We start from the raw sequence: 26,937 nt of genomic DNA, 5'->3' as shown, positions 1-26,937 counted from the left end.
TCACTCCCCGGCTGCGGTTGCGTGCCCGGCCTTCTGCGCCAGGCGGGCCCCGAAGTCGTCCTCGTCCACCACGAACCGCTCGTGGCGGCCGTGCGCGATGCGCTCGACGTCGTCGAACACCTCAATTCTCGTCGCGACTCGGCGCCGGTCGACCTCGACCACGGTCGCTGTGGCCGTGACCAGTTGGCCGCGCAGTGTCGGGCGAACATGGACGATGTCGACGGTGGATCCGACCGAGCTCTGACCCGACGCCAGCAGCGGCTCGATCGCGATCATCGCGGCCTCCTCGAGGAGCCGTACGACCGATGGGGTCGCGAGGACGTCGTACCCGCCGCGGTGCACGCAGTCCCCGGCGTCGACTCGGTGTTCGATCGTGCCGGGCTTGAGGGCGGCGGGCACGGTGGTGTTCGGGGCGCTCACTTCACACCACCGCGGCGCTTAGGGTCCCAGGCCAGCTCGAGATTACGGATGATCGCCGGCGAGTACATGCACTTGGCCTGGCCGATGGACAGGTTCGCCATGTAGGCGCGGAAGGTCTCCAGCGGCTCGGCGCCGACGCGGACCTGGGTGCGGTTGGCGTTGATGCCCACCGTACCGGTGGCGGTCAGCGCGTCCACGGCATTGGCGATGGCCGCCTGCATGCCCGCCTCGTCGACGACCAGGTCGTCGACGATCTGGCGGCCCTCGGGCGAGTCGACGTAGATGTCGCGGTTGAAGAAGATGCCCTGGCGGGCCACCTTCTCGCCGACGAAGCGCGGCAGGCGCATGTTGCCGCAGCCGGGCAGGAAGCCCTCGCGGCGGGCCGGCAGGTTGACGTAGGCGCCGGAGCGGGCGATGACCCGGTCCATGACCAGCAGGTACTGGCAGCCGCCGCCGATGGCGAAGGAGTCCACCGCCGCGATCCACGGCTTCTCGTGGCGGCGCTCCACGACCGACACCTCGCCGTTGCCGATCGAGTGCCCGCGGAACCACTTGTTGATCAGGCCCAGCTCCCGCTCGATGAAGAACTCGATGAGCGAGACCTCGCCGTGGTAGAGCCGGGTGAGGTTGACGCCCGCGTCGAATACCCGGCGGCCCAGATACTTCGGGTGCTGCGCCTCCGCGCCGCGCAGCAGCCCGACGTCGATCCGGTCGTCGAGCAGGATGAGGTCCGTGGCGATCTCCATCGCCCGGGTGGACTCGTCGTCCTCGGCGTTGAGGTACTTGTGGTGCTGGATGGTCAGGTGCCCGACGTTGCCCTTGCGCTCCACCAGGCTGGTGCCGAGGTCCACGCGGTCGGTGCGCCGCAGCTCGTCGAGCAGCTCGAGGGCCTCCGGCAGCGGCTGCGCCATGGCGTGCATGAGGTGGTAGCCGGCGACCGGGTTGTCGAGGACGCGGGAGATCAGGATGCCCTGGTCGTACTCCCAGCCCTCCTTGTGCTTCTGCGGGTGCGTGCGCTCCTCGGCGATCCGCTCCCGGGTGGGCACCAGGCCGGGAATCAGGCCTGCGGCGGCGTAGGCCAGCTCGGCCACCCGCAGCAGCCGGGTGCGGTTTTCGGTCAGGGTGTCGTACAGGGTCGCGACGTGCACCGCGAGGAAGTCCTCGCGGGCGGCGCGGCCACGGTCCAGGATCGCCGACGCCGCCGCGTCCTGCTCCTCGGTGCGATCCGCCTTGGCGGGCAGCTTCGCCAGCTCGGCGTCCAGGCCGGCGAACAGTTCCGAGACGAGCGCGGCGTCCTTGTCGAAATCGCGGGTCAGCTCGATCGGGCTGTGAGAGGTGTCGACCATGTCAGCTCTCCGTCGTCGTCAGCAGGGGCAGGGAAAGGGTGTTCTTGAGCCGGCCGCGCAGGACCTCCGCGCGCTCGATGGCCTCGGCCGCCGACCGCAGCTTGATGTCCTCGTAGCCGCGGATGCCGTCGGGCAGCCGGGCGATGTCCAGCACAGCGGCCTTGTTCTGCAGCTTGAGCTCGTCCATCGAGGTGCGGACGAGGTCGATGTACCAGTCGATGAGGCGGCGCTCCTCGACGCGTATCCGGTCGCGGCCGAAGACGTCCAGCTTGGTGCCACGGACCTTCTTCATCCCGCTCAGCACGGCGAAGACCGGGTCGAGCACGCGCGCGGGCAGCTTGAGCTTGTTCTTCATGCCCATCGAGCGCAGCATCGGCGGGTGCAGGTTGTAGGTGACCTTCACCTTGCCGGCGAACTGGCTCGACACGCGGTGCTCGCGGCTGGCGCGCAGGTGCAGGCGGGCCACCTCGTACTCGTCCTTGTAGGCCATGAGCTTGTAGAGGTTGCGGATCACCTCGCGGGTGATCGGCAGGCCCGCCTTGTCCCCCAGGCGCGCCCGCTCGCAGCGGGCCACGTCCAGCACGACATCGACGTAGCGCCCGGCGTACTCGGCGTCCTGGAAGGCGATCAGCTCGCCGATCCGGACGGCCAGCAGGCGCCGGTCCTCCGCGGCCAGGTCCGCGACCTTCGCGACGAGCGCGTCGTAGCCGGCGCGCTCCTTCTCCGCCAGCTGGCCGCGGACGTGCTCGCGCTCCTGCTCGGCGTCGCGCGGCGGCGGCGAGATCAGCGCGGCGACCCGGGCCGGGTCGGCCACGGCGAGCCGCCCGTAGCGGAACGCCTGCTGGTTCTGCACCCTGGCCGTGCCGTTGAGGCGAATGGCTTCCTCGATCGCGGCCGACGAGATCGGCAGCAGGCCCGCCTGGTACGCCGCGCCCACGGCCACCATGTTCGTCGCCATGTAGTCGCCGAACAGGGTCTCGGCGATCGCCCGGGCGTCCACGGCGACCGTGCGGGCGGTGAACCGGGAGATCGAGTCGATCATCGGGTCGACCGACACGTCGAGGTGGCTGTTGCGGATCATCTCGCCACTGGGCAGCAGGCCGGTGTTCACCAGCGCCGTGGTGTGCTCGGGCGAGCAGCGGTCCAGGTTGACCGGGTCGGCAGCGGCCATCGCGTCGACGGCCAGGTAGAGGTCCGCGCAGCCGATGCCGACCTTGTTCGAGTCCGCCCGCTCGCCGCGGGGGCTCAGCACCAGGCTGCTCAGCACGGCGCCCCACTTCTGGGCGGCCCCGGTCTGGTCGTAGCTGACCGCCTCGGCCCCGTCCACGAGCGCGGCCCAGGCCAGCATCGAGTTCAGGGTGAGCACGCCGGTGCCACCGACGCCGGGCACGAACACGTGGTAGGGCCGGTCGAGCGAGGGGCGCTTCGGCTCGGCCACCGCGTCGACCTCGAGCGGGGTGTAGACCGGCGCCGCGAAGCCCTCCTCGCTGTGCACGGTGAGGAAGGACGGGCAATCGCCCTTGAGGCACGAGTGGTCCTGGTTGCAGGACGACTGGTGGATCGCCGTCTTGGGCCCGAACTCGGTGTCGTTCTTGTGCAGCGACATGCAGTTCGTGACCTCGCCGCAGTCCCCGCAGTTCTCGCAGACATCCTCGTTGATCACCACGAACGTGGTGGCCTTGGGCGCGGTGCCCCGCTTGCGGCGGCGGCGGCGCTCGTTGGCGCACTCGCCGTCGTAGAGGAAAACCGTGACGCCGTCGACCTGCTCGAGGTCCTTCAGGACCTTCTGCACGTCCCCAGCACCGTGCACCGAGGCGATCGAGGGCAGGTCCGCCCTGCGGTAGACCGCCGGGTCCTCGGCGATGATGCCGATCTTCTTCACGCCCTCGAGGGCGAGCAGGCTGGCCAGCTTCGGGACCTCGGCCTGGCCGATCGGCTCCTGAGCACCGGTGTTGGCGACCGCGCCGTTGTAGAGGATCCGATAGGTCATCTTCACGCCGGCGGCGACCGACCAGCGGATGCTCAGGTAGCTGGAGTGGAACAGGCTGCCGTCACCCTGGTTCTGGATGACGTGCTCCAGGTCGGTGAACGGGCTGAGCCCGATCCACGCGACGCCCTCGCCGCCGAGCGGGAAGGTGGCGTCGATCTGCCGCTCGGGCTGGTCCATGACCGCCGCGAAGATGTGGCAACCCGGTGCGCCCCAGGCAACCCGGCCCTCGGGCACGATCGTGGACACGTTGTGCGGGCAGCCGGAGCAATAGTTCGGTGAGCGCTTGAGGTTCGATGAGTAGTCGCGGGCCTTGACGGCTTCGAGCTGCTCGGTGCGCCGGTCCAGGATGATCTGCTCGCGCAGTCGCGGGCGCAGCACCGGAGCGAGCCCGCGCGCGACCGCGTCGGCGTCGAGGCTGCCGTACTCGGCGAAGCGCACCCGGCCCTCGAGGTCGCGCTTGCCGTGCACCCGCGGACCAGAGGCCACGTTGCAGAGGACGACCTTGATCGCGTCCTCGAGGATCGGCCGCTTCTCCTCCACGACCACGACCTCGTCGAGGTCGCGGGTGGACTCACGGACGAACTCCGCGTCCAGCGGGTAGATCGCGCCGATCTTGACCAGCCGGACCCCGGCCGCACGCAGGTCGTCCTCTCCGATGCCGAGGTCACGCAGCGCCTGCAAGGTGTCGGCGTAGCTCTTGCCCGCGGTGACCAGGCCGAGCGTGTCGTGCGGGCCCCGGATCTTGATCTCATTGAGCCCGTTGACCTTCGCGTAGGCCACGGCCGCCGGGTGCCGCTCGGTGAAGACGTGCCGCTCGGTCTCCACGACCTTGCCGGGGAAGAACGCGTGGTCCTGCCACTTACGGAACGGGCGCCCGTCGATCTCGAACTCGGGCACCACGATCTTCAGCCGCTCGGGATCGAGGTCGATCGTCTGGCCCCCGTCGCACAGCTGGCCGATCAGCTTCATCGCCACCCAGCACCCCGAGTAGCGGGACATACCGATCGCGTGCGCCGAGTAGGTCAGGAACTCCTCGACCGACGAGGGGTACAACACCGGGATCCCGGCATGGGCGAAGGCGTACTCCTGCTCGTACGGCAACGACGAACTCTTCGCCTCGTGGTCCTCGCCGGAGAGCACGACCACCGCGCCGTGCATGGTGGTGCCCGCGAAGTTGCCGTGCCGCAGCGAGTCGCCCGCACGGTCGAGACCGGGGCCCTTGCCGTACCAGAAGCCCGTGACGCCGTCGTAGCGGCTGTGCGGGTAGCGCTCCAGCAGCTGGGTGCCCATCAGGGCGGAGGCGGCGAGCTCCTCGTTCTGGCCCATCTGGTGGACGATGCCGTGCTCGCCGAGCAGCGTGCGGTTCTGCTTGAGCGAAAGGTCGTAACCGCCGAGCGGCGAGCCCGGGAAGCCGGTGATGAAGCCACCGGTGCGCAGGCCGGCTCGACGGTCGCGGCGCACCTGGTCGAGGGGCGCCCGCACGAGCGCCTGAACCCCAGTGAGGAAGACCCGGCCCTCGTCGAGCCGGAACCGGTCGCCGAGCGAGACCGTGCTCGCCGGGCGAGGCTCCTCGACACGCCGGGCTTCGACTGTCGTCATGAATGCTCCACGTCCTCGTCAGTGATGACCGGCGAAGCCTGGCAAGGAGTGCCGCACACCGTCGGTAACACGTGATACGGACCGCCGAGAAAGTGCAGCAGCAACCGGCTCAGGGCCGGTAATCCCCGGCAACAACACGCAGGGCCGCGACGTCCGGGACGACGATCTCCCGTCCACGGCGGATCACCAGCCCGTCGTCGATCAGACGAGCGAGCTCCCGACTCATGGTCACCCGGGTCACGCCGATCATGAGTGCGAGCTCGTCGAGCGAGTACTGGACCCGCAGGCGCACGCCTTCCGGGCAGGGGATCCCGTAGGCCTCGACAAGGTGGTCGAGTATGAGGGCGACGCGGCCGCAGGCCGGGAGGCCGTCAGCCGCGATGTGCATGGCGAAGAGTCGGGCCTTGCGGGAGATCCGTCGGGTCATCTCCACGAGGATCTCCGGCTCGAGCCGGCCCGCGTCGAGCACCGCGCGCTTGCTGACCGCCAGCAGTTCGCTGTCCACCATCGCGACACATGAGGCGTAGCGCGGCAGCCCGTCGAAGCAGGTCGACTCCCCGATCCCCGCGCCGGGCTCGGCGTAGGAGAGCACACGCTCGGTCCCGTCGGCACGAGTGAGATAGATCCGCAGGCGCCCCCTGACCACCTGGAAGAAATAGTCGGACAGGGAGCCCTGCCGGTAGACGAACTGCCCCGCCCGGTACCTGCGCGGCTGACCGAGCGCGGCGATTTGCTGAGCGATGGTGGGGTCCTCGGTCAGCAGGAACGGCGAGGTGATCGACACCGACGGGGCGCGCCCGTACCCGCCCGATTCGTCGAGTTCCTGCTGTCCAGTCATGAGGCCCTCCTGGCGTCATTGCCTGGGCGCGTATCAGTGATCGTCAGCGTGTGAGCATGTTGTCAGACCGCTAGGTGGTCACGCCGCGGGCGATCGGCTACATCAGAGGAAGGCCGGGCCCGTCCATAACGCGGCGAAGTAAGCCCGAACGCCTTCGGGTCACCTTTGCCGGTCCTCCAGCCCGGACCTCCCCCGACGAGGCAACAGTCCCCTGTAAGCGCTGACACCTGGCCGGATCGCGACGTCGAGCGCGGGCGTGCGTTCGTCAGTGTTGCTTCATCGCCGATGATGCCGCCTCGATCGCGTCGACAATGCCTTGGTAGCCGGTGCAGCGACAGATGTTGCCCGACATCTCGTCGCGGATGGTCTCCCGGTCGGCGTCGGGGTCGGTGTCGAGCAGGTGCAGGGCGCTCATCAGCATGCCGGGTGTGCAGAAGCCGCACTGCAGGCCGTGGTGGGCGACGAACGCCTCCTGCAGCGGATGCAGCTGGCCGTCGGTTCCCTCCAGGCCCTCGATCGTGGTGACCGAGGTCCCGTCGGCCTGCACGGCGAACATCAGGCAGGCACGGGCCGGCTCCCCATCGACGAGGACGGTGCAGGCGCCGCACACCCCGTGTTCGCAGCCGAGGTGCGTGCCGGTGAGACCGCAGTCCTCACGGAGAGCGTCGGCCAGGGTCCGGCGGGGCTCGACCTGCAGATACGTTATTTCGCCGTTGACGCTGAAGCTGATGTCCATCAGTGTCTCCTACTCGATTCCGGCGCGGACGAGGGCGCGGCGCACCATCTCTCCCGCGATTGCGCGACGGAAGGGGGCCGAGCCGTGCAGGTCCGCGGTCGGATCGATCTCGGCGGCGGCCGCGCGGGCGGCGTCATGGGCAGTGCCCTCATCGGCAAGGACCTGCTCGGCAGCAAGGGCCCTCTGCGGAACGGCCGCGACGCCACCGAGGGTGATCCTCACCCGGCCGTCGACCTCGGCGACAACTGCCGTGACCAGCGCAAAGTCGCCGTGCCGGCGGGAGAACTCGGCAAAGCCCCACCGCGTCGGCAGCGGAAAGCGAACCCCGACGATCATCTCGTCGTCGTCGAGCGAGGTCACCAGGGCGCTCACGAAGAGCTCGTCGGCGGCGACTGTGCGCTCTCCGGTCGGGCCGGCCACCGTCGCGCTCGCCCCGACACCGACTGCGACGACCGGTAGCTCCGCGGACGGGTCAGCGTGAGCGATGCTCCCGCCGGTCGTGCCGCGGGTCCGGATCGCGGTGTGCCCGATCCAGCGCGCGGCCTCAGCGAGCAGCGGGTGGTGGGTCTGCTCCACGAGCTGGCTGTGCCGCACGAGGGCACCGACCTCGACCGCGCCCTCCACGGGGCGGATTCGGCCCATGCCCGGGACCCGGTTGACGTCGACGAGCACGCTGGGCCGGGCCATCCGTAGGGCGAGCACGGGCACCAGGCTCTGCCCACCCGCCAGGATCTTGCCGTCGCCGTCGGCCTCGCCGAGGACCTTGACGACCTCCTCGACACTGTTGGCGCAGACGTAGTCGAACGGGGCGCACTTCATGCGCTCACTTCCCTCGGAAGACGGGCGGACGCTTCTCGGTGCGGGCGAGGCGGCCCTCGGCGAAGTCCTCGCTCGCCCAGCACCCCTCGAACGCCGCGTTCAACTGCTTGCCCAGGAGCTCGTCGAACTCGGGCTCGAAGATCTCGTTGAGCACGCGCTTGGAGTAGGCCTGCGTGAGTGGGGCCAACGAGATCATTCCCTGCGCCCAGGTCAGAGCCTGTTCGAGCGTGCCGGACAGATCAGCTAACCCGCATGCCAGAGCGGTGTCGGCGTCGATCTGATCGCAGGCCACCAGCAGCCGCCGTGCCACTCCGTTGCCAGCCAGGAGCGCGAGCCGGCGGATGGTCCACGGATCGACGGCCAGCCCGATCCGTGCCGTTGGCACTGCGAAGCGGGCAGGCGCGGCGACCACGCGGAAGTCGGCAGCGATGGCGAACTGGGTGCCCGCCCCGATGGCGGCGCCGTTGACTGCCGCCACCACGGGGACCGGGGCGTCGGTGACGGCGTGCAGCATGCTGTACAGCGCATCCCGGAAGTCCGCGGTGTAGACCTCGTCGAGGTCCGCCCCGGAGCAGAAGCTGCGGCCGTTGCCGGTGAGGACAATCGCACGGGCCGCACGGGCGTCGCCGAGCGTGGTGCGGATGCGGTGGCAGAGCTCGATGTTGAGCGCGTTGTGCTTCTCCGGCCGGTCGAGGGTGATGACCGCGACGCGGTCATGCCAGGTCAGCTCGATCACGGGTGCAGCTCCTTCCACACGCTCGCCGGGCTGATCGGCAGGGTGTTCACGTCGATGCCGAGCGCGTCGCGCAGCGCGCCGGCGAGGACCGCGTTCGGGCCGAGTGTGCCGCCCTCCCCCACGCCGCGGACCCCGATCGGGTTCGCGGCCGGGTGCGAGACGTGGCCGATGACCATGTCGGGTACCTCGGCGCTGGTGGGCATCAGGTAGTCCAGCAGCGTGCCGGTGGACAGGTTCCCGGCGTCGTCATAGACGAGGTGCTCGTAGAGCGCCCCGCCGAGGCCCTGGGCGATGGCGCCGGCGATCTGTCCGTCGACGATCTGCGGGTGCATGGCCCGGCCGGCGTCCTCGACGCAGACGTACTTCAGGATGCGCAGCTCGCCGGTGGTCCGGTCGACCTCCACGGCCGCGGCCTGGGCGCCGGCGGCGAAGGCGCCGCGGATGGGGTCGAAGAAGGTGGTGGCGTCCAGCCCGGGGTCGATACCGTCGGGTAGCCGGTTGGACTCCAGGTAGGCGACCCGAGCGAGCTCGGCGACCGAGATCTGGGCCTTGGGCTCGCCGACCACGTAGACCTCGCCGTCGACGACGCGCAGGTCGGCCTCGGCCGCCTCGATGAGCTCGGCGGCCAGCTTGACCAGCTTCTCCTTCACCGCGACCGCGGTGTTGTGGGCCGCGCCCCCGCCGATGACGGCTTGGCGGGAGGAGAACGCGCCGAAGCCCCAGAGGGCCTCGTCGGTGTCGCCGATGCGGACGTCGACGTCGTCGTAGCCGACACCGATCGCGTCGGACACGATCTGCGCGATCATGGTCTCCGAGCCCTGGCCCTGGGAGGTGATGCCGGAGATCACGGTGACCCGCCCGTCCGGGTTGATCCGCACGGTGCAGGCGTCGTGCCCGGTGCGGAAGGGCATCCGGGGCCCGGCGCTGGCGGCGCGCCCGAGCCCGGTGAGCTCGTTGTAGAGCGCCACCCCGATCCCGATCGGGTTGTCCCCGGCCTCGCGGCGGCGGGCCTGCTCGGTGCGGAACGCGGGGTAGTCCAGGGCGTCGAGGGCCTTGTCGAGACACTCCCCGTAGTGACCGGAGTCGTCCACGAGACGGGAGGGCATCTTGTACGGGATGTCCTCGGGGGTGATGACGTTTCGGCGGCGGATCTCGATGGCGTCGATCCCGAGTCGCGCGGCGGCGTCGTCGAACATCGCCTCCATCGCGAACACGCTGGCCGGGCGGGCGACGCCGCGGTACGGGCCGGCCGGGGCGGTGTTGGTGGCGACACCGCGCACGGTGCACCGGTAGTTGTCGAGCTTGTAGGGGCCCGAGAGCAGCCCACCGGCCATCAGCGGCTCGATGCCGGCCGTCCACGGATAGACCGAGTAGGCGCCGACGTTGCACGTGACGTCGGCCTCCAGGGCCAGCAGCGTGCCGTCGGAGGCGAACCCGGCCTTGATCAGGTAGCGGTGGTCGCGGGCGTGGGCGGCCGCGAGCAGGTGCTCGGCCCGGTCCTCCACCCACTTCAGCGGGATCCCCGGCATCTCCCGCGCCATCAGGCACAGCGCGACGTCCTCGGGGTAGAGCACGGCCTTGACCCCGAACCCGCCGCCGACGTCCGGGGCGACGACCCGGACCTTGCCCTCCGGCACGCCCATCAGCTCGGCGATCATGTTCCGCACGATGTGCGGCACCTGGGTGCCGTTGTAGAAGGTCAGCTTCCCGTCGGCGGCGTCCCACAGCGCCACCCCGGCACGGCACTCCATGGGATTGCCGGCGTGCCGGTTGGTGACGAGCTCACGCTCCACGATCAGGTCGGCCGCGGTGAAGGCGTCGGTCACCGAGCCGGCGTCGAAGGTGCGCTGCAGGAGCACGTTGTCCGGGGCCTCCGGGTGCACCGGTACCTCGGGCTCCTGCCAGGCGCAGACGGTGGCCGGTAGCGCCTCGTAGTCGATGTCGACGAACTCCAGTCCGTCCTCGGCGCGGTAGCGGTCCTTCGCGACGACGGCGGCGACCGGCTCCCCGGAGAAGCAGACCTTCTCGTGGGCGAGGACGGGCTGGTCGGTCTCGACGTAGGAGGGCAGCGCCGACTGGGCTCGCAGCACGACGTGCGAAAAGTCCTGGCCGGTGAACACCCGGTACCCGGCATCGCGGGCCGCTGTGACGTCCACGCCGGTGATCCGGGCGTGGCCGTAGGGACTGCGCAGGAACGCCACGTGCCGCATACGCGGCAGCTCGATGTCGGTGACGTAGCGGCCGTGCCCGGTGATCAGCCGCCGGTCCTCCTTGCGCCGGACGTTGCGGCCGAGCGAGCCGGACTTGTCTTCCGTCGCGCCCGCCGGAGCCGCCGCTGTCGCCTGCGGCGCGGCCGCGGTGCCGTCCGCCCTGTCCACGCTCATCTGTCCTCCTTGCTGCAGTGTGGCCGACCCGGACTGCTCAGGGCATCGCGTAGCCGCCGTTGACCGAGACGACCTGCCCGGTGGTCCAGGACGACAGCGGCGAGGCGAGCAGCAGCACCATCGGGGTGATGTCGTCCGGATGCCCGACCCGCCGCAGGGGGTACTGGGCGAGGATCTTCTTCATCTGCTCGGCCTCGGGCGTGCCGGCGTGGGCGTCGAAGTTGTCGGTGCGGACCAGCGCGAGGGACACGGCGTTGGCGCGGATCCCGAACCGGGCCAGCTCCTTGGCCAGCGAACGGGTGAGCCCCACCGTGGTGGAGCGAGCGGTGGCGGTGACCAGCAGACCGGACTCCCCCACCCGGCCCGAGTCGCCCATGAGGTTCACGATCGACCCGGACCTGCGCTCGGCCATCCGCGTGGCGACGGCGTGGGTCAGCTGCAGCGTCCCGGTGACGGTGACGTCGATCTGCGGTGCCCAGTCCTGGGGGGTCGACTCGAGAAAGCGCTGCTTCTTGGTCACCGCCGAGTTGTTGACCAGCACCTCGATCGGCCCGAGCTCGGTCTCGACGCGCTCGACGATGCCGGCCACGGCGTCGACATCGCGCAGGTCACCGCCGACGGCGATGGCCTTGACGCCCAGCTCGGCGGCTTCGGCGGCGGCCTTCTCGGCGCCGTCGGCGGAGGAGTTGTAGTGGAACGCGACGTTGGCGCCCTCGCGGGCGAAACCGAGCCCGAGCGCCCGGCCCAGGCCCTGCCCGGCACCGGTGACCAGGACGTTCGTTCCGGAAAGCTGAAGATCCATGACGTGGTGTCTCCTAGACGATCTGCTGGAAGCGGCGGTTGCCGAATGTCGTGATCACCCGGCCGAAGCGCAGCCCGGGGAAGTGGGCACCGACGACGAGGTCGGTCGAGTCGGCCACCTCGTCGGCGAGGGCGTTGCGCACCGCACTCGCGGCGACCGGGTCGACGTCGAAGACCGCCTCCCAGTCCCGCTCGTGCAACTCCACCACCGAATGCACAACGTCGCCGAGCAGCAACGCCCGCTCGTCGCCGTCCGAGACGACGTAGACGGTGGAGCCGGGCGTGTGGCCGGGGGTGTGCCGAGTGCTCAGGCCGGGGGCGATCGCTCGGTCGGCGTCGAAGGTCTCCAGCCGGCTCTCCAAGGGGCTCAGCTTGCGCACCGCACCGGGATCTGCATCGGCGGACTCGACGAAGTGCGCCCAGTCGGCTGTGTGCACCCGGTAGGTCGCGTTGGGGAAGACGACCTGGCCCTTCTTCGTCGCCCAGCCGACGTGGTCGAAGTGCAGGTGGGTGAACACGACGTCGGTCACCTGCTCCGGTCCCACGCCCACAGCGCGCAGCGAGTCCAGGAAGGCCCCACCGGAGTACTTGCCGTTGTTGATGGTGCCGACGCCTGTGTCGACCAGCACGAGCCGGTGACCGGTGGCGACGAGGAACCCACCCAGGTCGAGATGCAGGGATCCGTGCTCGTCCAGATGCTCGGAATGGCACGCCCAGGCGTCAGGGACCCCTGGGCGGGTCAGGACCTCGTCGGCCTTTTCGCGGCCGACCCCGTCGAGCAGGGGCACGATCTCGATGGCGCCGATCTTCACGACGGCCCGCCGGGGGTGAGTAGGGTGCGAACACCGCGGCCCGCGGCGAGCTCGTCGAGGGCGTGATTGACGTCGGCAAGGCTGCCGTGTCCGGTCACCAGGCCGCGCAGGTCGAGTTCGCCGGAGCGGACCCAGTCGAAGAATCGGGGCATGTCGGCCTCGGCGTCGACTGAGCCGGCCACACAGCCCTGCAGGGTGCGGGCGAAGTGGAAGAGCTCGAGCGCGGAGAAGCTGACCGTGTCGTCCTTGCCCCCGATGCCGACGACGACGGCCGTGCCGCCGCGCCGGGTGAGGCCCCAGATGTCGCGGATGGTCCGCGACGAGCCCACGCAGTCGAAGGTGAAGTCGGCTCCGCGGCCGCCGGTCAGGCCTCGCACGGCCTTCTTGGTGCCCTCGTCGGCGGGCACGAAGTGGGTCGCCCCTGCCGCGGTGGCCTGCGCGGCCTTGTCCACGTTGCGGTCCACGGCGATGACCGTCGAGGCCCCGGCCAGCCGCGCGCCCTGCAGCACCGACAGCCCGACACCACCCAGCCCGACGACGAGCACGGACGCGCCCTCGGTGACCTTCGCGGTGTGGGTGACCGCGCCGACACCGGTCATGACCGCGCAGCCGAGCAGCGCGGCGTCGGCGGTGTCGATGTCATCGGGCACCGGGACCAGCGCGCCGCGCGGCACGACCGTCTCCTCGGCGAAGGACCCGACGGTCAGACCCGGGTAGACCGGCTCCCCGTCGGCCGTCACAGCGTAGGGCTCGGTCGAGCGGCTCGACCCGTTCTCACACAAGTGCGGCTGGCCGTGGGTGCACGGGTAGCAGCCGCGGCAGGGCGTGATCCACAACAGGATCACCCGCTGCCCGGCCTGGAGGTCGGTGACCTTGGGGCCGGTTTCGACGACGGTGCCGCAGGCCTCGTGCCCGAGCACGGCGGGCAGCGGCTGGGCCAGCTTGCCGGTGGCCAGCGAGAGATCGGAGTGGCACACGCCGGTGCGTTCGATCCGCACCCGCACGTCCGTCGGCCCGACGGCCTTGAGCCGGATCGTCTCCACCGACATCGGCGCCCCGGCCTCGCGCAGCACCGCGGCGCGGACCTCGTGGGGATAGTCGCCCGCGGTGTCCGTGGTGTGCTGGGTTTCCACGCTCATCGCTGCACCGCCTTGATCTCGCACACGTCGGCGATGCCGTACTCGCCGATCTCCCGCCCGGTGCCGGACTGCTTGTACCCGCCGAACGGCGCGCCCGGGTTGAACGCGCCACCGTTCACGTCGACCTGCCCGGTCTGCAGCCGCGCCGCGACGTCCAACGCCGCGTCGTCCGGACCCCACACCGCTCCACCCAGGCCGTAGATGCTGTTGTTGGCCAGGGCGACCGCGTCATCGTCGGAGCCGGCGGCGAGGATCGACAGCACCGGACCGAACACCTCCTCCTGCGCGAGGCGGGAGTTCGGGTCGACCCGGGAGACCACGGTGGGGCTGACGTAGTAGCCCCGTTCCGGCAGCTCGACCTGTGACGTCACGGTCACCGCTTGCGCTCCGCCGGCGCCCGGCTCCAGGAACGACTGGACCTCCTTGCGCTGCTCCGCGGAGATCAGCGGGCCCAGCCGGGCGCCGGGGACGTACTTCGCGGCGGCCGCGGCGGCGAGCTCCTCGACCTGCGCGAGCCGGTCCGCCGGCACGATCAACCGGGACAGAGCGGTGCAGGTCTGGCCGCCGTTGAGGAAACAGTTCGCCACGGTGACCTTGACCGCGGTCGCCAGCTGGTCGTCGGAGGCCCCGGACAGCACCACACTCGGAGACTTCCCGCCGAGCTCCAGGGTGACCCGCTTGAGGGTCTGCGCCGCCGTGGCAGCGATGGTGCGGCCCACGGGCGTGGACCCGGTGAACGAGACCTGGTCGACGTCCGGGTGCCGGGTGAGCAGGTCCCCCACCACCCGGCCGCTTCCCGGGACGAGGTTGAACACGCCCGCGGGCAGCCTGGCGGCGTCGAAGGCTCGGGCCAGCTCGAACGCAGCGAGCGGGGTCAGACCCGCGGGCTTGAGGACGACGGTGGCGCCCGCGGCGATGGCGGGCACGACCTTCACCACGACCTGGTGCAGGGGCAGGTTCCACGGCGTGATCGCGGCGACGACGCCGACCGGCTCGCGCCGGATGATCGAGTTGCCGAGCTCGGCGGTGAACGGGAACTGCTCGAGGGCGTCGATGGTGGCGTCCACGACGGCGATCGGGGTGTCGACGTGCAGCGCCCTGGCGACTCTGGGCGGCGAGCCCTGCTCGCGGTTGACGATGTCTGCGAACGTGTCCGCCCGCCCCTTGAGCACCTCACTGAACCGGCGCAGGAACGCGGCCCGCTCGGCCACCGGCGTCGCGGCCCAGGCGGGGAACGCCTTCTTCGCCGCGGCCACCGCCGCCTCGACGTCGTCGGTCGAGGCCTGCGTGATCCGGCCGGTCACCTCCTCGGTGACCGGGTTCTCCACGTCCAGGTCGGCGCCGCCGCCCGGGGCCCAGCGGCCGTCGATGTACAGCTTCGGCTCGTGGATCAGCTCCACGGTCCCGTCGCTCATCGGTCTCCCTCCACGTCGTGCACGGTCGTGTTGCGGGTCGGCGGCAGCACCAGCTGCAGCACCAGGGGCGCCGCGCCGGCGGCCGCGGCCGGCCCAACACCGGCGACCGGCACGCCGCCCGCGGGCGAGCGCCGGCTCACGCGCGCCAGCAGCCAGCCGAGCAGCAGCCCGACCAGGCCCGCGCCGAGCGGCAGCGCCTGCTGCCTCAGCAGGCCGAGTACGGCACCGCCGCCGGTCGCCATCAGGTCCAGCGGCTCGACGTCGTCGACCGACCGGGGTCGCGCCACGGTCGGCGTCTGCGTCGCGACCGGTGCCGCGGGCCGCGCAGCGGGCCGTGCAGCGCCGCCTCCGGCCGCCGCGGATCCCTGCCCGGGCTCCTCGCCGGGCTCGCGACCCATCTCCTCCTCGAGGCGACGGGCGAACTGCCCGATCAGTTTGCCGCTGACGTCGGCGATGACCCCGCGCCCGAACTGGGCGACCCTGCCGGCCAGCTCGAGCTCGGTCACCACCACGACCTCGGTACCGTTGCCCTGCGGGTTGAGCTGCAGGTCGATGGTCGCCGCGGCGTTGCCCTGGCCGCGCACGTCGCGACCCTCGGCGCGCAGCACGGCGTGGTGCTTGTCGTCGTCGCGCTGGGCGAACCTGGCCACGCCCTCGTACTGGGCGGTGACCGGGCCGACCTTGATCTTGACCGCACCCTTGTAGTCCTCGCCGTCGATCCCCAGAAGGGCCGCACCGGGCAGACACGGGGCCACCCGCTCGAGGTCGGTGATGACTGCCCAGGCGCGGTCGACCGGCTCGGCCACGCTGAACGTGTTCGTCAGCTCCATTGCTTCTCCGCGCTCCTCACTAACTAACGCTCCTTAGTTACTATAGGCCGACGAGGGCCTCCAGCCAAACGACAGGTGCGCTCGGTCACCCGGCTGTCGAGCTTGGCGCCGGCTCACGAGCGTGCGAGTCTCGGGCCATCTCCCCGTTCGTGGTGCCGTCTTCCTCGGCGAGTTGCTCCTGGAGCCGGAAGCGCAGGATTTTTCCGGAGCCGGTGCGAGGAATGTCCTCGCACTCGATCAGACGCTCGGGCAGCTTGAACGACGACAGGCGGGCCCGCGCGACAGCCAGGACTGCCTCGTGGTCGAGATGGCCCGGCGTGATGGGCACCACGAACGCGACCGGTATCTCGCCGAGGTGCAGATGCGGCATGCCCACGACCGCAGCGTCCTTGACCTGATCGGAAGCGATGAGCGCGTCCTCGACCTCGGCCGGGTAGATGTTCTCCCCGCCGCGGATGATCAGCTCCTTGGTGCGGCCGCTGATCCGCAGGTAGCCGTGGGCGTCGCGGCGCGCGAGGTCACCGGTGCGGTACCAGCCGTCGACCAGGACCGCTGCGGTGGCCTCAGGCAGGTTGTGGTAGCCGGGGGTGACGTTGGGGCCCTGTACCCACAGCTCGCCCTCCTCCCCCGGCATGACGTCCTTGCCGGACTGCGGGTCGACCAACCGCACCGACAGCCCCGGCAGCGGCAGCCCGCACGACCCCATCACCCGGGTCCCGGTGGGCCAGTTCATCGTGACCATCGTCGAAGTCTCGGTGATGCCGTAGCCGTCGAGCAGGCGGATGCCGAAGGCCGCCTCGAACTTCTCGTTGACCGCGGCCGGCAGGATCGCCCCGGCGGACACACAGGCACGCAGGGCGGGCGCGCTGAAGCCCTGGTCGCCGACGCGGTCGAGCAGATAGTGGAACATCGTCGGGACGCCGGGGAAGACAGTGACGTCGCCTTCCGGTCCACCCGTGAAGCGCGACGCGGTGTCGGTCACCGAGAACCGCGACAGGAGCCGCGTCGTCGCACCGACCGCGAACACCCCCAGCACACAGAGCACCAGGGCGTAGGAGTGGAACAGCGGCAGGGCGCTGAGCACGACGTCGTCGGGCCCGAGTCCGAGGATGGGCGCCCAGCAGGCCGCGACCACCCAGAAGCAGCCGCGCTGGGTGAGGTAGACACCCTTCGGCCGGCCGGTGGTGCCGGACGTGTACAGCATCCAGGCAGTGTCGTCGAGCCCGAGGCAGTCCCGCGGAGCTTCGATCGGCAGGGCGGCGAGCAGATCCGCGTAGGCGACCTCCTCCACCGGGCCTGGTGCACCCTCGGCGTCGCCAACGACGACCACGGCGAGCAGGTCCGCGCCCCGTGCGAGCTCACGCACGATCGCCAGGTGCGCCGCGTCGGTGATCACGACTCTGGAGCCGCTGTCGGTCAGGATGTGCGCGACCTCGGCGGTGGCAGCCTGCGGGTTGGCACACACAGCCACTGCGCCCGCCCGCGGGACGGCCAGGTAGGACTCGGCGACCTCGACCCGGTTGTCCAGGTAGAGCAGGACGCGGTCGCCGGGCCGGACACCCATGCGTTGCAGATGCCCGGCGATCTGGGCGGTGGTCCCGGCGAGGTCGCCGTAGGTGAGGCTGCGCTGGTCGTCGATGTAAGCAATCTGGTCGGGCCTGGTCTCGGCATGGCCGGCCAGGAGTTCGGGCACGGTGGCGATGTACTCCGTGCGCAGCACCGTTCCTCCTCGAGTGGGTTGGTGTGGATGTCTCGGATGTCCGTCGCCCCGGGGCGGCTAGTGCGTAGTCGGAGTCGGCTCGGACCCGATCCCGGTCTGGGCGCGGACCTGCAACTCGTCGAAAGTCCGCTGTGCGCCGCGCTCCGAGGACAGCAGCGTGCCGATCCAGCAGGCCAGGAAGCCGAGCGGGATTGCGAGCAGCGTCGGGTACTCGACGGGGTAGGGCGCCGTCTCGGGGCCGCCCGGCCATACCGACGGGCCCAGCACGATGCACACCACTGAGGTGACGAGCCCGGCGACAATCCCGGCGATCGCGCCGGTCGTGGTGAACCTCCGCCAGGTCAGGGCCAGGAGCAGGGCGGGGAAGTTGGCCCCGGCGGCGACCGACAAAGCCAGCCCGACCAGGAATGCCACGTTGAAGTTCGGGCCCATCAGCAGCGTGATCACGATCGCGACGATCCCGATCCCGGCGGCGGCCACACGGGCCACGGCCGTCTCCCCACCGGTGTCCGATCCGCGGCGCACGACGTTGGCCCACAGGTCGTGCGCGACCGCGCCGGAGGCCGAGAGCACCAGGCCGGCGACCACGGCGAGGATCGTCGCGAACGCCACCGCGGACACGAACGCGACGAACAGATCGCCGCCGAAGGTGCCCGGCCCGCCGCCGAGGAACTCCGCGAGCAGGGGCGCGGCGAGGTTGCCGCTCTTGCCGACCGCCGGGCCGGCCTCGGCCGGCAACAGGGCGCGGGCGCCGAACCCGATGACGGCGGTCATGACGAAGAAGACGCCGATCAGACCGGTGGCCCAGCCCGCCGAACTGCGCGCCTGGCGGGCGTCGGGGACGGTGAAGAAACGGATCAGGATGTGCGGCAGCGCCGCGGTGCCAATGGCGAAGGCCAGGGCGACGGAGACGGTGTCCAGGAACGAGCGCCCAGAACCACCCGGGGCGAGGAAGGCGTCCCCGGCGGGGCTGTTCGCCGCCGCGGTCGTGAACAGCAAGCCGAGGTCGAACCCGGTGCGCATCAGCACGCCGAGCGTCAGGGCCGCGCCCGCCACCAGCAGCAGCACAGCCTTGATGATCTGTACCCAGGTCGTGGCGAGCATTCCGCCGAAGACCACGTAGGCGAGCATCGCCAGCCCGGTCAGGATCACCGCGGGGACGAAGGACAGCCCGGTCAGCGCGCGGATCAGCACGCCGGCACCGACGAGCTGCGCCACGAGGTAGATGACCGCGACCAGGACGGTCGAGGCCGCGGTGGCCGCCCGCACCGGGCGGTCGCGCAGCCGGAAGGACAGCACGTCGGCCACGGTGAACCGGCCGGCGTTGCGCATCCGCTCGGCGAACAGCAACAGGATCAGCACGAACGCGACCAGGGTGACCGACGGCATGATCCAGCCGTCGAAGCCCGACAGGTACATCAGCCCGGTGAACCCGAGGAAGGTCGCCGCCGACATCAGGTCGCCCGCGATGGCCAGGCCGTTCTGGGGCCCGGAGATGCTCCGGCCGGCGGCGAAGAACTCGGTCGCCGAGCGGGTGCGCCGCGACGCCCAGACGGTCACCGCGAGCGTGACGCCGACCAGCACCGCGAAAGCAATCAGGCGGGTGGCGTTCACCGCGCCACCTCCGGTCCCTCCGTCGCCGCGGCCTCGGTGAGGGCCCGCACCTGGTCCTCCAGCGGCGCGAACCGGGTGTTGGCAGCGCGCAGGTAGAGCCAAGTCAAAAACCACGCCAGCACGAACTGGCTCAGGCCGAGCAGGAACCCGACGCTGAGCCCCGCGAACACCACCGTGCCCGCGAAGTCGGGAGCTGCGCCGATGACGGCGAGGAACACCACGAACCAGCAGAGCAGGACAGTGCTGGCTGCTCGAACGAACCGGCTCCGGTGTGCCAGCAGTTCTTGGAACGGCTCGGACGCCCGGAGGGTCGTCCAGTCGACTTCCTGCGATCTCGTCATCGAGGTCCTCCGACGTTGGAACGGCCACGCTAGACTAGCTAACGCTCATAAGTCTGGGTCGGAAACGTAGTGCCGCTTGCGAGCCCTGGCAAGGGGTTGCGCCGCTCCACCTGAAGGAATGTCTTTGCGATGCCCAGCCGACCAGGCAGGGACAGGTGTCCGGCGCGGGCGGCGGCTGCGCCCTGAAACCAGGCCACCTGCGAGAACGCTCGGGATGCCGCAGCTCCGGGCCCAACTACGGGAGCCTCCCGCCAGGGAGCGGCTGAGCCGGGAACCCCGATTCACGCACGGTCGACCCGTCGCGTCGCGCCTACGAGTTCAGTACGACCACCTGGCTGCACGTCAGCGCGCAACGAGACGTTGACATCCATACGAGGTGCTGATTCACTCCTTCACCGGGAAGCTACTAACGACCGCTAGTGAGCCCCGAAACGGCAGGCAAGCCGCACTGCGTCCCGTCGGCCGCGAAGGCTGGAGACCCGGCGAGCACCTGTCGTCTGTCGGAATAGCTCGGCAGGGTCGGCGCAGCCCCGTGTCCTCACGACATCGCCGACCTGAGGGTGACGATCTCGGCAGCTCAGGTCAATCTCAACGAGGAGTAGCCATCAGGATGTTGGATCATGAAGCAGCTGCTCTGCTGGCCGCGATCACCGAGCAGAATCTCCCCCCGCTCGCCGAAGGAAGTGTCGCTGACGCGCGGCTGAGGGTTCCCGATCCGAGCTTTGCCCAGGGTCCTCCTCTCCCGCTGGCCGCAGTTGTCGACCGCGCAATCCCCGGTCCGGCCGGCGAGCTCCCAGTGCGGATCTACACCCCGGAGGGAGACGGTCCGTTCCCCCTCGTCGTCTACTTCCACGGCGGGGGCTTCGTGATCGGTTCGATCGCGACGGCTGACCAGGGGTGTCGGCTAATTGCTCGGGAAGCAGGCGCCGTCGTCATCTCGGTCGGGTATCGCCTTGCCCCGGAGCACCCGTACCCGGCAGCGCCCGAGGACTGCTACGCAGCGGTGAAGTGGGTGGCGGCGCACGCGCCGGAACTTGCAGGAGATCCACAGCGACTCGTGGTCGCCGGCGACAGCGCAGGTGCCAACCTGGCGGCAGTCGTCTCGATCATGGCGAGAGATCGCGGCGGCCCCGAGATCGCACATCAGGTCCTGCTGTATCCCAACGTCGACCTCACGAACAACGAGTATCCGTCGAAGGACGTCGAGAACGCCAAGGGGTACATGCTCGAGAAGGAGGACATCGACTGGTTCTACTCGCACTACCTCACTGATCCAGCGAGAGCGGGCGAGGCGTACGCGTCGCCGCTTCTGGCAACGAGCCACGCAGGCCTTCCGGCGGCGACCGTGATCACAGCCGGCTTTGATCCGTTGCGTGACGAAGGCGCTGCCTATGTCGACGCGCTGCAGGGATCGGGCGTTCCGGCTGAGCACCTTTCGTACCCGTCGCTGATCCACGGTTTCTACTGGTTCCCTGCTCTCATCACCGAAGCGCACGGTGTCGCCGCTGAGATCGGCCGGCGCCTGCGCTCTGCGCTCTCCAACTGACCGCGCGACCCCAGTCGGGGCCACTATCATTCAAGGAAGAACAGGTGGACAATTCCAACGACGTCGACGTCCTGATCGTCGGCGCTGGTTTCGCTGGCCTCTACCAGCTCACGAAGGCGCGGAAACTCGGCCTGTCAGCTCGAGTGATCGAGCGTGGTTCCGGAGTCGGGGGGACCTGGTACTGGAACCGCTATCCCGGCGCTCGCTGCGATACGCCGAGCATCTTCTACTCGGCGTCCTACCTCCCGGATCTCGACCAAGAGTGGAAATGGCCTGAGATCTACCCGCGCCAGCCGAAGATTCTCGAATACCTCGAGCATATCGCCGAGCGCGAGAACCTGTACCCGCAGATCACGTTCAACACCTCCGTGGTAGCTGCGGAGTGGGACGACGACTCCGGCCGCTGGACCGTGCGAACGGACAGCGGGGAACGCATTGTCGCGCGGTATGTCGTCATGGCGACCGGAACGCTCACCGCGGCGAAGACCCCGGAGGTCCCGGGCCTCGACACGTTCGAGGGACGATGGTTCCACACCGGACGCTGGCCGCATGAGGAGGTCGACTTCCGCGGTCGACGGGTCGCCATCATCGGCACGGGCTCGACGGCCGTACAGGCAATTCCGGTGGTCGCCGACGCTGCCGAGTCGCTTACCGTGGTCCAGCGAACTCCGAAATTTGTGGTGCCGGCGGCAAATCGCCCGCTGACGGCGGAAGAGTGGCTCACCACGAGGGTCAACTACCCGCTTCTTCGAGCCAAGGCGCGGTACGCGGACTTCGGTACTCCGCTGGACTCTCCGGAGGTCGAGCTGGACAAGATCTCCGAGGAGGAGCGGACCGCGATCCTCGAAGAGCACTGGCAGGCCGGGACGTTCATTCTGTTCGTCACGTCCTACCGGTCGAACAGCGGCATCATGAACCCCGCCGTGAACGACATCCTCGCCGAGTTCGCTCGCGCAAAGATCCGCGAGATCGTCAAGGATTCCCGCACTGCGGAGACGCTGACTCCGCACGGCTACCCCATTGGGGTCAACAGGCTCTGCATTGGGACAAACTTCTACGAGACGTTCAACCGGGACAACGTCAGCCTCGTCGACGCCCGCGAGGAGCCGATCGTGGGGATCACCCCTGAGGGCTTCCAGACCTCGCGCGGCCATTACGCGGTGGACGACTTGATCTTTGCGACGGGCTATGACGCGATGACCGGTGCTCTCACCTCGATCGACATCACCGGCCGATCTGGGCTCCTGCGTGAGACCTGGAGCGAGGGGCCGTCCACCTACCTAGGCGTACTCGTATCCGGCTACCCGAACCTGTTCCTGGTCACCGGCCCCGGAGGCCCGTCGGTGCTCTCTAACGCCGTGGTGACCGGCGAGCAATCTGTCGACTTCATCAGCACGCTCATTCGACACGCGGAGCTGAGCGGTCACCAGGTTGTCGAGGCGGACTCCACTGCTGAGAAGTCGTGGATGGAGCACGTCGCCGAGGTCGCCCAACGGTCGCTCTACCGCGAAGCATGGAAGGCCAACGCCTGGTACACCGGTCGGAACGTGCCCGGCAAGAAGGTCGTCTTCATGCCTTACGCGGGCGGCGTCGGAACCTACGAGCAGATCTGGCGCGAGGTCGTCGCTGATGACTTCCGCGGGTTCTCCTTCGCCTCAGCCGCCCCTGGACTCCAGGGCTAGGCGGCACGGGTTCCTGAGCGACACCGGGCTGCGGTCGTCCGTCGACTGCAGCCCGGTGCGCCCACTCGGACCGCCTGTGGCTGACACCGGCCCGCTTACCCGGCCATGCCACGCACTCATCTGCACCGGCACCCGGGGCCTCCCGGTGATCCCCGGGGCGAGGAAACCGTTCTACCGCGCTGCTCGCTGCCGAGGCAGGGTCTGCTATCAGCGGCGCAACAGCTGGCGAGGTCGGGGCCGATGGAGCTGGCTAACGGCCTAGCGAGCGGTCCCGGGCCTCGGACCAGCCCCTGCTCACCAGGAACATCGCTACTCCGACGTCAGAGGATTCATGAAGACCAAGGGTGCCCTGCTGTACGAGCCGAACACCGACTGGAAGGTCGAGGAGATCGAGATCGGGGATCCGGTCGCGGGCGAGGTGCAGGTCCGGCTCGCCGCCACCGGCCTCTGCCACTCCGACGAGCACGTCCGCACCGGGGCCAATGAGCTGCCGGTCTACCCGGTGCTGGGCGGGCACGAGGGCGCCGGCGTGGTGACCCGGGTGGGCCCGGGCGTCGTCGGGCTGGAGGAGGGCGACCACGTCGTCCTCGGTTTCATCCCCGCCTGCGGCGTCTGCAAGCCCTGTTCGAAGGGCATGCAGAACCTGTGCGACCAGGGCGCGAACCTGCTGACCGGCAAGGCGATCGCCGACGACACGTTCCGGATCACCGCATCCGGCAACCCGGTGTCGCCGATGTGCCTGCTCGGCACGTTCTCGCCGTACGTCTGCGTGAACCAGTCGTCCGTCATCAAGATCGAGAAGGACGTCGACCTGGCCACCGCGGCCCTGCTGGGCTGCGGCGTATCCACCGGCTGGGGCTCCACGGCCTCGATCGGCGGCACGAAGGCGGGCGACGTCGTGGTGGTCGTCGGCGTGGGCGGCGTCGGGATCAACGCGGTGCAGGGCGCCGCGGCGGCGGGCGCCCGGATGGTCGTCGCCGTGGACCCGGTGGCCTACAAGCGCGAGTGGGCCCAGGAGTTCGGTGCCACCCACACCTTCTCCTCCATGTCCGAGGCGCTCGAGCCGCTGCGCGACCTCACCTGGGGCACCATGGCCGACACCGTGGCGCTCACCGTCGGTGAGCTGGAGGGCGACATGATCCAGCCGGCGCTGGACCTCACGGCGAAGGGCGGTCAGGTCGTCGTCACGGCGATCGCGGACATGCAGCAGGTCGACGCCAAGGTCGGGCTGTTCGAGCTGGCCCTGCTGCAGAAGCGGATCCAGGGCGCGATCTTCGGCGGGATCAGTCCGCGTACCCAGATCCCCCGGCTGCTCGACGAGTACCGCGCCGGCCGGCTCAAGCTCGACGAGCTGGTGACCCGCACGTACACCCTGGAGGAGATCAACCAGGGCTACCAGGACATGCGCGACGGGAAGAACCTGCGCGGCGTCGTCCGCTACGCCGAGGCCGACTGGTGATGCACCGTCCGGTGGCCGTCATCGACAGCAGGGGCCGCGAACACGGACTTGCGCTCGGCCCCCTCCAACCGCCTGGCCACCACCGCGGAGCTCGCGTCGACCGACGCCAGCGGGCTTGACCGTCTGGTGTGCAGGTAGGCTGTCAGAGCCGTGCTGAAATAGAGGTTGTATCGCATGCCGTCAGCAGATGTCCGCACTGCCGAGTCGGCGGTCCGGCCCGCGGTGACAAGTGAGGCCGTGCTCGACGCTGCGCTCACCTTGTTTGCCCAGCGCGGGTACCACGGCACGGCACTGAGCCAGATCGCGGAGAGGCTCGGCATCCGCACCCCCAGCCTCTACAACCACATGCGCTCGAAACAGGAGCTCCTCGAGACCATCGTCGAGCAGACGCTCAACCATGTCTTGGCTGACTTCCACGCCGCGACTGCGGGGGCGGACGACCCCGTCGTTCTGCTTCGCGAAGCCACAAGGGTCTACGCGCTACGCCATGCGACCCACCGCCGCGAGGCGCTGATCGTCAACCGGGACACCACCAGCCTGCCGGAGCCCGCACTTTCCGCCATGCGGCAGCTGCGGCGCGACCACGAGCGCGCCGTCCGCTCGATCATCGCCCGAGGCATCGAGTGTGGAGCCTTTGCGGTCGGCAACGCCGCCCTCGCCTCCTTCGCCATCCTGGAGATGAGCGTCAGCATTGCTCGCTGGTTCCGAGAAGACGGCCCCCGCACCGCCACGCAGGTCGCCGACGAGTATGCCGAGTTCGCTCTCCGAATCGTGAGGTATCGCCCGTGACCAGCGCCGCCACCCGTGACACAGTGACCAGTCGCGCCGTCCTCGACACCGCCCTGACCCTGTTCGCGGAACGCGGCTACCACGGCACAGCCCTAAGCCAGATCGCCGACACACTCGAGGTCCGTACCCCGAGCCTGTACAACCACATGCGCTCCAAGCAGGAGCTGCTGCAGACGATCGTCGCCGACACCGTCCGCGGGGTACTGAACGACTTCCGCACAGCCACGGAGGGCCGTACCGACCCCGTTGACCGGCTTTACCACGCCGTACTGGTCTACGCCCGGCGGCATGCCACCCACCGGCGGGAGGCGATCGTGGTCAACCGGGACACCTCAAGCCTGGACGAGCCCTTTCGTTCACAGATGCAGGCGCTGCGGCGCGAGCACGAACACGCGCTCCGCGCGATCATCAGCGACGGCGTCGCGGCCGGCCGGTTCACCGTCGACTCCCCCGCCCTGGCCTCGTTCGCAATCCGCGAGATGTGCGTCAGCATCGCACGCTGGTACCACGACGACGGCCCGATCGGCCCTGATCAAGTCGCCCGCGAGTACACCGAGTTCGCTCTCAACATCGTGGGCCTGGGGCGAAGCTGACGCACGTCCGGGCACTGCCGGTTCGAGCTGGTGCCACAACGACGCCTGCTGCTGCATCGCGCTGCGTCGCGGAATGCTGACCGCTGCTCAGCGGTAGCTCGGAACGCTCCTAGCCTCGTGCTTCACCTCCTGACGTCGCGGATCCAGGACCGCGAGCGCTGCGCGGGGCCCCGCGCCTGCACAGGAAGAACGGTGCGCGAGCGCGCTCTACCGGATCGGACGCAACCCACACCCGGCTGCCAGCCCTTGCCCGATTCCGGGTGCCCGCCAGGAAATCAGGTCAGGGTCCGTGCGCAGACGCCGAGCGAACTGTCGATCGTTCGACCGTGTAGGCCGGAGATGAACGGCTGCCTGGTGACGAGGCACAGCACAGCAGCCACCCATCTGCGGCCCACCCTCAAGCAGTACGAGCGCAGCCCTGGACCTTACGGCGTCAGGACGATACGACCGACGATCCGACCTGCCTCTAGGTCATCGAACGCCTGCACCCCGTCTTCGAGGGTGTACGGCACCACCTCGATATCGATCTTCCCGTGACGCGCGAGGTCGATGACCTGTCGCTGGTCGGACCGAGTGCCTGCAAAGGAGCGGCGCACGTCAACCCCCCAGGGGAGAGGAACTGTGGAGGGTTCTGCTGCGTAAGTAAGTGACCCGCCCCCCAGGCCAACCAGGCGGAGCGCACCGTCCGGGGCTATCACCTGAGCCGCCAGGTCGACTGTCGGCTGCACGCCAACGAAGTCGAACACCGCGTCAGCACCGTATCCCTGGGTGAGCTCGAGGATCTGCTCGGCCGCCGTGGCGTCGCTCGCCAGCACCACGTCGGCGCCATACCGGGAGGCGGATTTGAGCTTCTCCGCGTCGGTGTCCAAGGCGATGATCCGAGTCCCGGTTGTGGCAGTGAGGATCTGCAGTCCGAGGTGTCCGAGCCCGCCGAGGCCAATCACGACGGCGGTTGCTCCGGGTGTGAGGCGGTGTCGCGCCCCGTTGATCGCGTGCATCGGGGTGAGCCCGGCGTCGGCTAGCGGGGCCACGCGAACCGGGGCAAGATCGCCAAGGGGCTCCAGGAAGCGAGCTTCCACCTTGATGAACTCTGCCATTCCGCCCTGCGGGCCGAGACCCGGGGTCGTGGGGTAGCCGTTTCGGCCGCCGACGGTCGAGCAGACGTTGTCCCGTCCCTCCACGCATGGCCGACAGTGCCCACATGCCCAGACCACGTACACCAACACCGGGTTGAGCTTGGCCCCTGACGCCGGACACCTGCCCTGAGGCGGACGCCGTCCGCCGGGAAGGATGTCGTCCGTGCCCGCTCCTCACCCGCCGGAGTTCCG

22 protein-coding genes are annotated in these 26,937 nt (G+C 69.7%); 5 read left to right on the top strand and 17 right to left on the bottom strand.

Features of this window, described 5'->3' with window-relative positions:
• From PKE99_RS27880 to PKE99_RS27805, 16 genes are all read right to left on the bottom strand, one after another.
• Entirely contained in the window at window positions 1-420 is a 420-nt protein-coding gene (locus PKE99_RS27880; protein WP_051737994.1) for a thioesterase family protein, read from the bottom strand.
• Window positions 417-1,766 carry an enoyl-CoA hydratase/isomerase family protein gene (locus PKE99_RS27875; protein WP_037050660.1) on the bottom strand — a complete coding sequence of 450 codons (1,350 nt, stop codon included), beginning with the start codon at window positions 1,764-1,766 and terminating at the stop codon, window positions 417-419. Before PKE99_RS27875 ends, PKE99_RS27880 begins: the two co-directional genes overlap by 4 nt.
• A 1-nt stretch (window position 1,767) precedes the next feature.
• On the bottom strand, window positions 1,768-5,355 hold the full coding sequence (locus PKE99_RS27870) for an indolepyruvate ferredoxin oxidoreductase family protein (RefSeq protein WP_051737995.1): 3,588 nt from the start codon (window positions 5,353-5,355) through the stop codon (window positions 1,768-1,770).
• A gap of 109 nt (window positions 5,356-5,464) precedes the next feature.
• Window positions 5,465-6,193 (bottom strand): Crp/Fnr family transcriptional regulator, encoded by a 729-nt coding sequence (locus PKE99_RS27865; protein ID WP_037050663.1) that lies wholly within the window; start codon window positions 6,191-6,193, stop codon window positions 5,465-5,467.
• Between the two features lie 265 nt (window positions 6,194-6,458).
• Window positions 6,459-6,929 carry a (2Fe-2S)-binding protein gene (locus PKE99_RS27860; RefSeq protein WP_037050666.1) on the bottom strand — a complete coding sequence of 157 codons (471 nt, stop codon included), beginning with the start codon at window positions 6,927-6,929 and terminating at the stop codon, window positions 6,459-6,461.
• A 9-nt stretch (window positions 6,930-6,938) separates the two neighbouring features.
• Entirely contained in the window at window positions 6,939-7,748 is an 810-nt protein-coding gene (locus tag PKE99_RS27855) for an FAD binding domain-containing protein (protein ID WP_037050668.1), read from the bottom strand.
• A 4-nt stretch (window positions 7,749-7,752) separates the two neighbouring features.
• The gene (locus PKE99_RS27850; RefSeq protein ID WP_037050671.1) at window positions 7,753-8,484 is read right to left on the bottom strand and encodes an enoyl-CoA hydratase; all 732 of its coding nucleotides are present in this window, start codon (window positions 8,482-8,484) and stop codon (window positions 7,753-7,755) included.
• Complete coding sequence (locus tag PKE99_RS27845) at window positions 8,481-10,868, bottom strand: xanthine dehydrogenase family protein molybdopterin-binding subunit (protein WP_063739842.1); 2,388 nt, start codon at window positions 10,866-10,868, stop codon at window positions 8,481-8,483. Before PKE99_RS27845 ends, PKE99_RS27850 begins: the two co-directional genes overlap by 4 nt.
• 37 nt (window positions 10,869-10,905) lie before the next feature.
• Window positions 10,906-11,670, bottom strand: a complete 765-nt coding sequence (locus PKE99_RS27840) for an SDR family NAD(P)-dependent oxidoreductase (RefSeq protein WP_037050674.1) — start codon at window positions 11,668-11,670, stop codon at window positions 10,906-10,908.
• Between the two features lie 13 nt (window positions 11,671-11,683).
• On the bottom strand, window positions 11,684-12,481 hold the full coding sequence (locus PKE99_RS27835; protein WP_037050677.1) for an MBL fold metallo-hydrolase: 798 nt from the start codon (window positions 12,479-12,481) through the stop codon (window positions 11,684-11,686).
• Complete coding sequence (locus tag PKE99_RS27830) at window positions 12,478-13,620, bottom strand: zinc-binding dehydrogenase (RefSeq protein ID WP_051737996.1); 1,143 nt, start codon at window positions 13,618-13,620, stop codon at window positions 12,478-12,480. Before PKE99_RS27830 ends, PKE99_RS27835 begins: the two co-directional genes overlap by 4 nt.
• Window positions 13,617-15,035, bottom strand: a complete 1,419-nt coding sequence (locus PKE99_RS27825) for an aldehyde dehydrogenase family protein (protein ID WP_051737997.1) — start codon at window positions 15,033-15,035, stop codon at window positions 13,617-13,619. Before PKE99_RS27825 ends, PKE99_RS27830 begins: the two co-directional genes overlap by 4 nt.
• Window positions 15,032-15,865, bottom strand: coding sequence for an SRPBCC family protein (locus tag PKE99_RS27820; RefSeq protein ID WP_051737998.1), 834 nt, complete (start codon window positions 15,863-15,865; stop codon window positions 15,032-15,034). The genes PKE99_RS27825 and PKE99_RS27820 overlap by 4 nt, the downstream gene beginning before the upstream one ends.
• 85 nt (window positions 15,866-15,950) lie before the next feature.
• Window positions 15,951-17,585: a class I adenylate-forming enzyme family protein gene (locus PKE99_RS27815; RefSeq protein WP_081924566.1), complete on the bottom strand. Its 1,635-nt coding sequence runs from the start codon at window positions 17,583-17,585 to the stop codon at window positions 15,951-15,953.
• 57 nt (window positions 17,586-17,642) lie between these two features.
• A complete protein-coding gene (locus PKE99_RS27810; RefSeq protein ID WP_037050679.1) occupies window positions 17,643-19,199 on the bottom strand; it encodes a solute symporter family protein in 1,557 nt (518 codons plus the stop codon).
• Complete coding sequence (locus PKE99_RS27805) at window positions 19,196-19,540, bottom strand: DUF485 domain-containing protein (protein ID WP_037050682.1); 345 nt, start codon at window positions 19,538-19,540, stop codon at window positions 19,196-19,198. Before PKE99_RS27805 ends, PKE99_RS27810 begins: the two co-directional genes overlap by 4 nt.
• A gap of 610 nt (window positions 19,541-20,150) precedes the next feature.
• Here PKE99_RS27805 and lipP1 point away from each other — a divergent pair.
• The 5 genes from lipP1 to PKE99_RS27780 all read left to right on the top strand — a co-directional run bounded on the left by lipP1 (window position 20,151) and on the right by PKE99_RS27780 (window position 25,609).
• Window positions 20,151-21,086, top strand: coding sequence for a LipP1 family hormone-sensitive lipase (gene lipP1 / locus PKE99_RS27800; RefSeq protein ID WP_081924567.1), 936 nt, complete (start codon window positions 20,151-20,153; stop codon window positions 21,084-21,086).
• A gap of 44 nt (window positions 21,087-21,130) precedes the next feature.
• Window positions 21,131-22,768 carry a flavin-containing monooxygenase gene (locus PKE99_RS27795; RefSeq protein ID WP_037050685.1) on the top strand — a complete coding sequence of 546 codons (1,638 nt, stop codon included), beginning with the start codon at window positions 21,131-21,133 and terminating at the stop codon, window positions 22,766-22,768.
• Window positions 22,769-23,099: 331 nt separating this feature from the next.
• On the top strand, window positions 23,100-24,227 hold the full coding sequence (locus PKE99_RS27790; protein ID WP_037050687.1) for an NDMA-dependent alcohol dehydrogenase: 1,128 nt from the start codon (window positions 23,100-23,102) through the stop codon (window positions 24,225-24,227).
• 237 nt (window positions 24,228-24,464) lie between these two features.
• The gene (locus tag PKE99_RS27785) at window positions 24,465-25,016 is read left to right on the top strand and encodes a TetR/AcrR family transcriptional regulator (RefSeq protein ID WP_231498365.1); all 552 of its coding nucleotides are present in this window, start codon (window positions 24,465-24,467) and stop codon (window positions 25,014-25,016) included.
• Window positions 25,013-25,609 carry a TetR/AcrR family transcriptional regulator gene (locus PKE99_RS27780; RefSeq protein WP_037050693.1) on the top strand — a complete coding sequence of 199 codons (597 nt, stop codon included), beginning with the start codon at window positions 25,013-25,015 and terminating at the stop codon, window positions 25,607-25,609. The genes PKE99_RS27785 and PKE99_RS27780 overlap by 4 nt, the downstream gene beginning before the upstream one ends.
• A 425-nt stretch (window positions 25,610-26,034) precedes the next feature.
• On the opposite strand, the gene PKE99_RS27775 is transcribed toward PKE99_RS27780, so the two are convergent.
• Window positions 26,035-26,823, bottom strand: a complete 789-nt coding sequence (locus tag PKE99_RS27775) for a zinc-binding dehydrogenase (protein ID WP_269323043.1) — start codon at window positions 26,821-26,823, stop codon at window positions 26,035-26,037.
• Window positions 26,824-26,937 lie beyond the last annotated feature (114 nt).

Source organism: Pseudonocardia halophobica (genome assembly GCF_027922425.1).
Lineage (GTDB): Bacteria > Actinomycetota > Actinomycetes > Mycobacteriales > Pseudonocardiaceae > Pseudonocardia > Pseudonocardia halophobica.
Note: the sequence above shows the minus strand (reverse complement) of the source record. Positions and strands in the feature narration are given on the sequence as shown.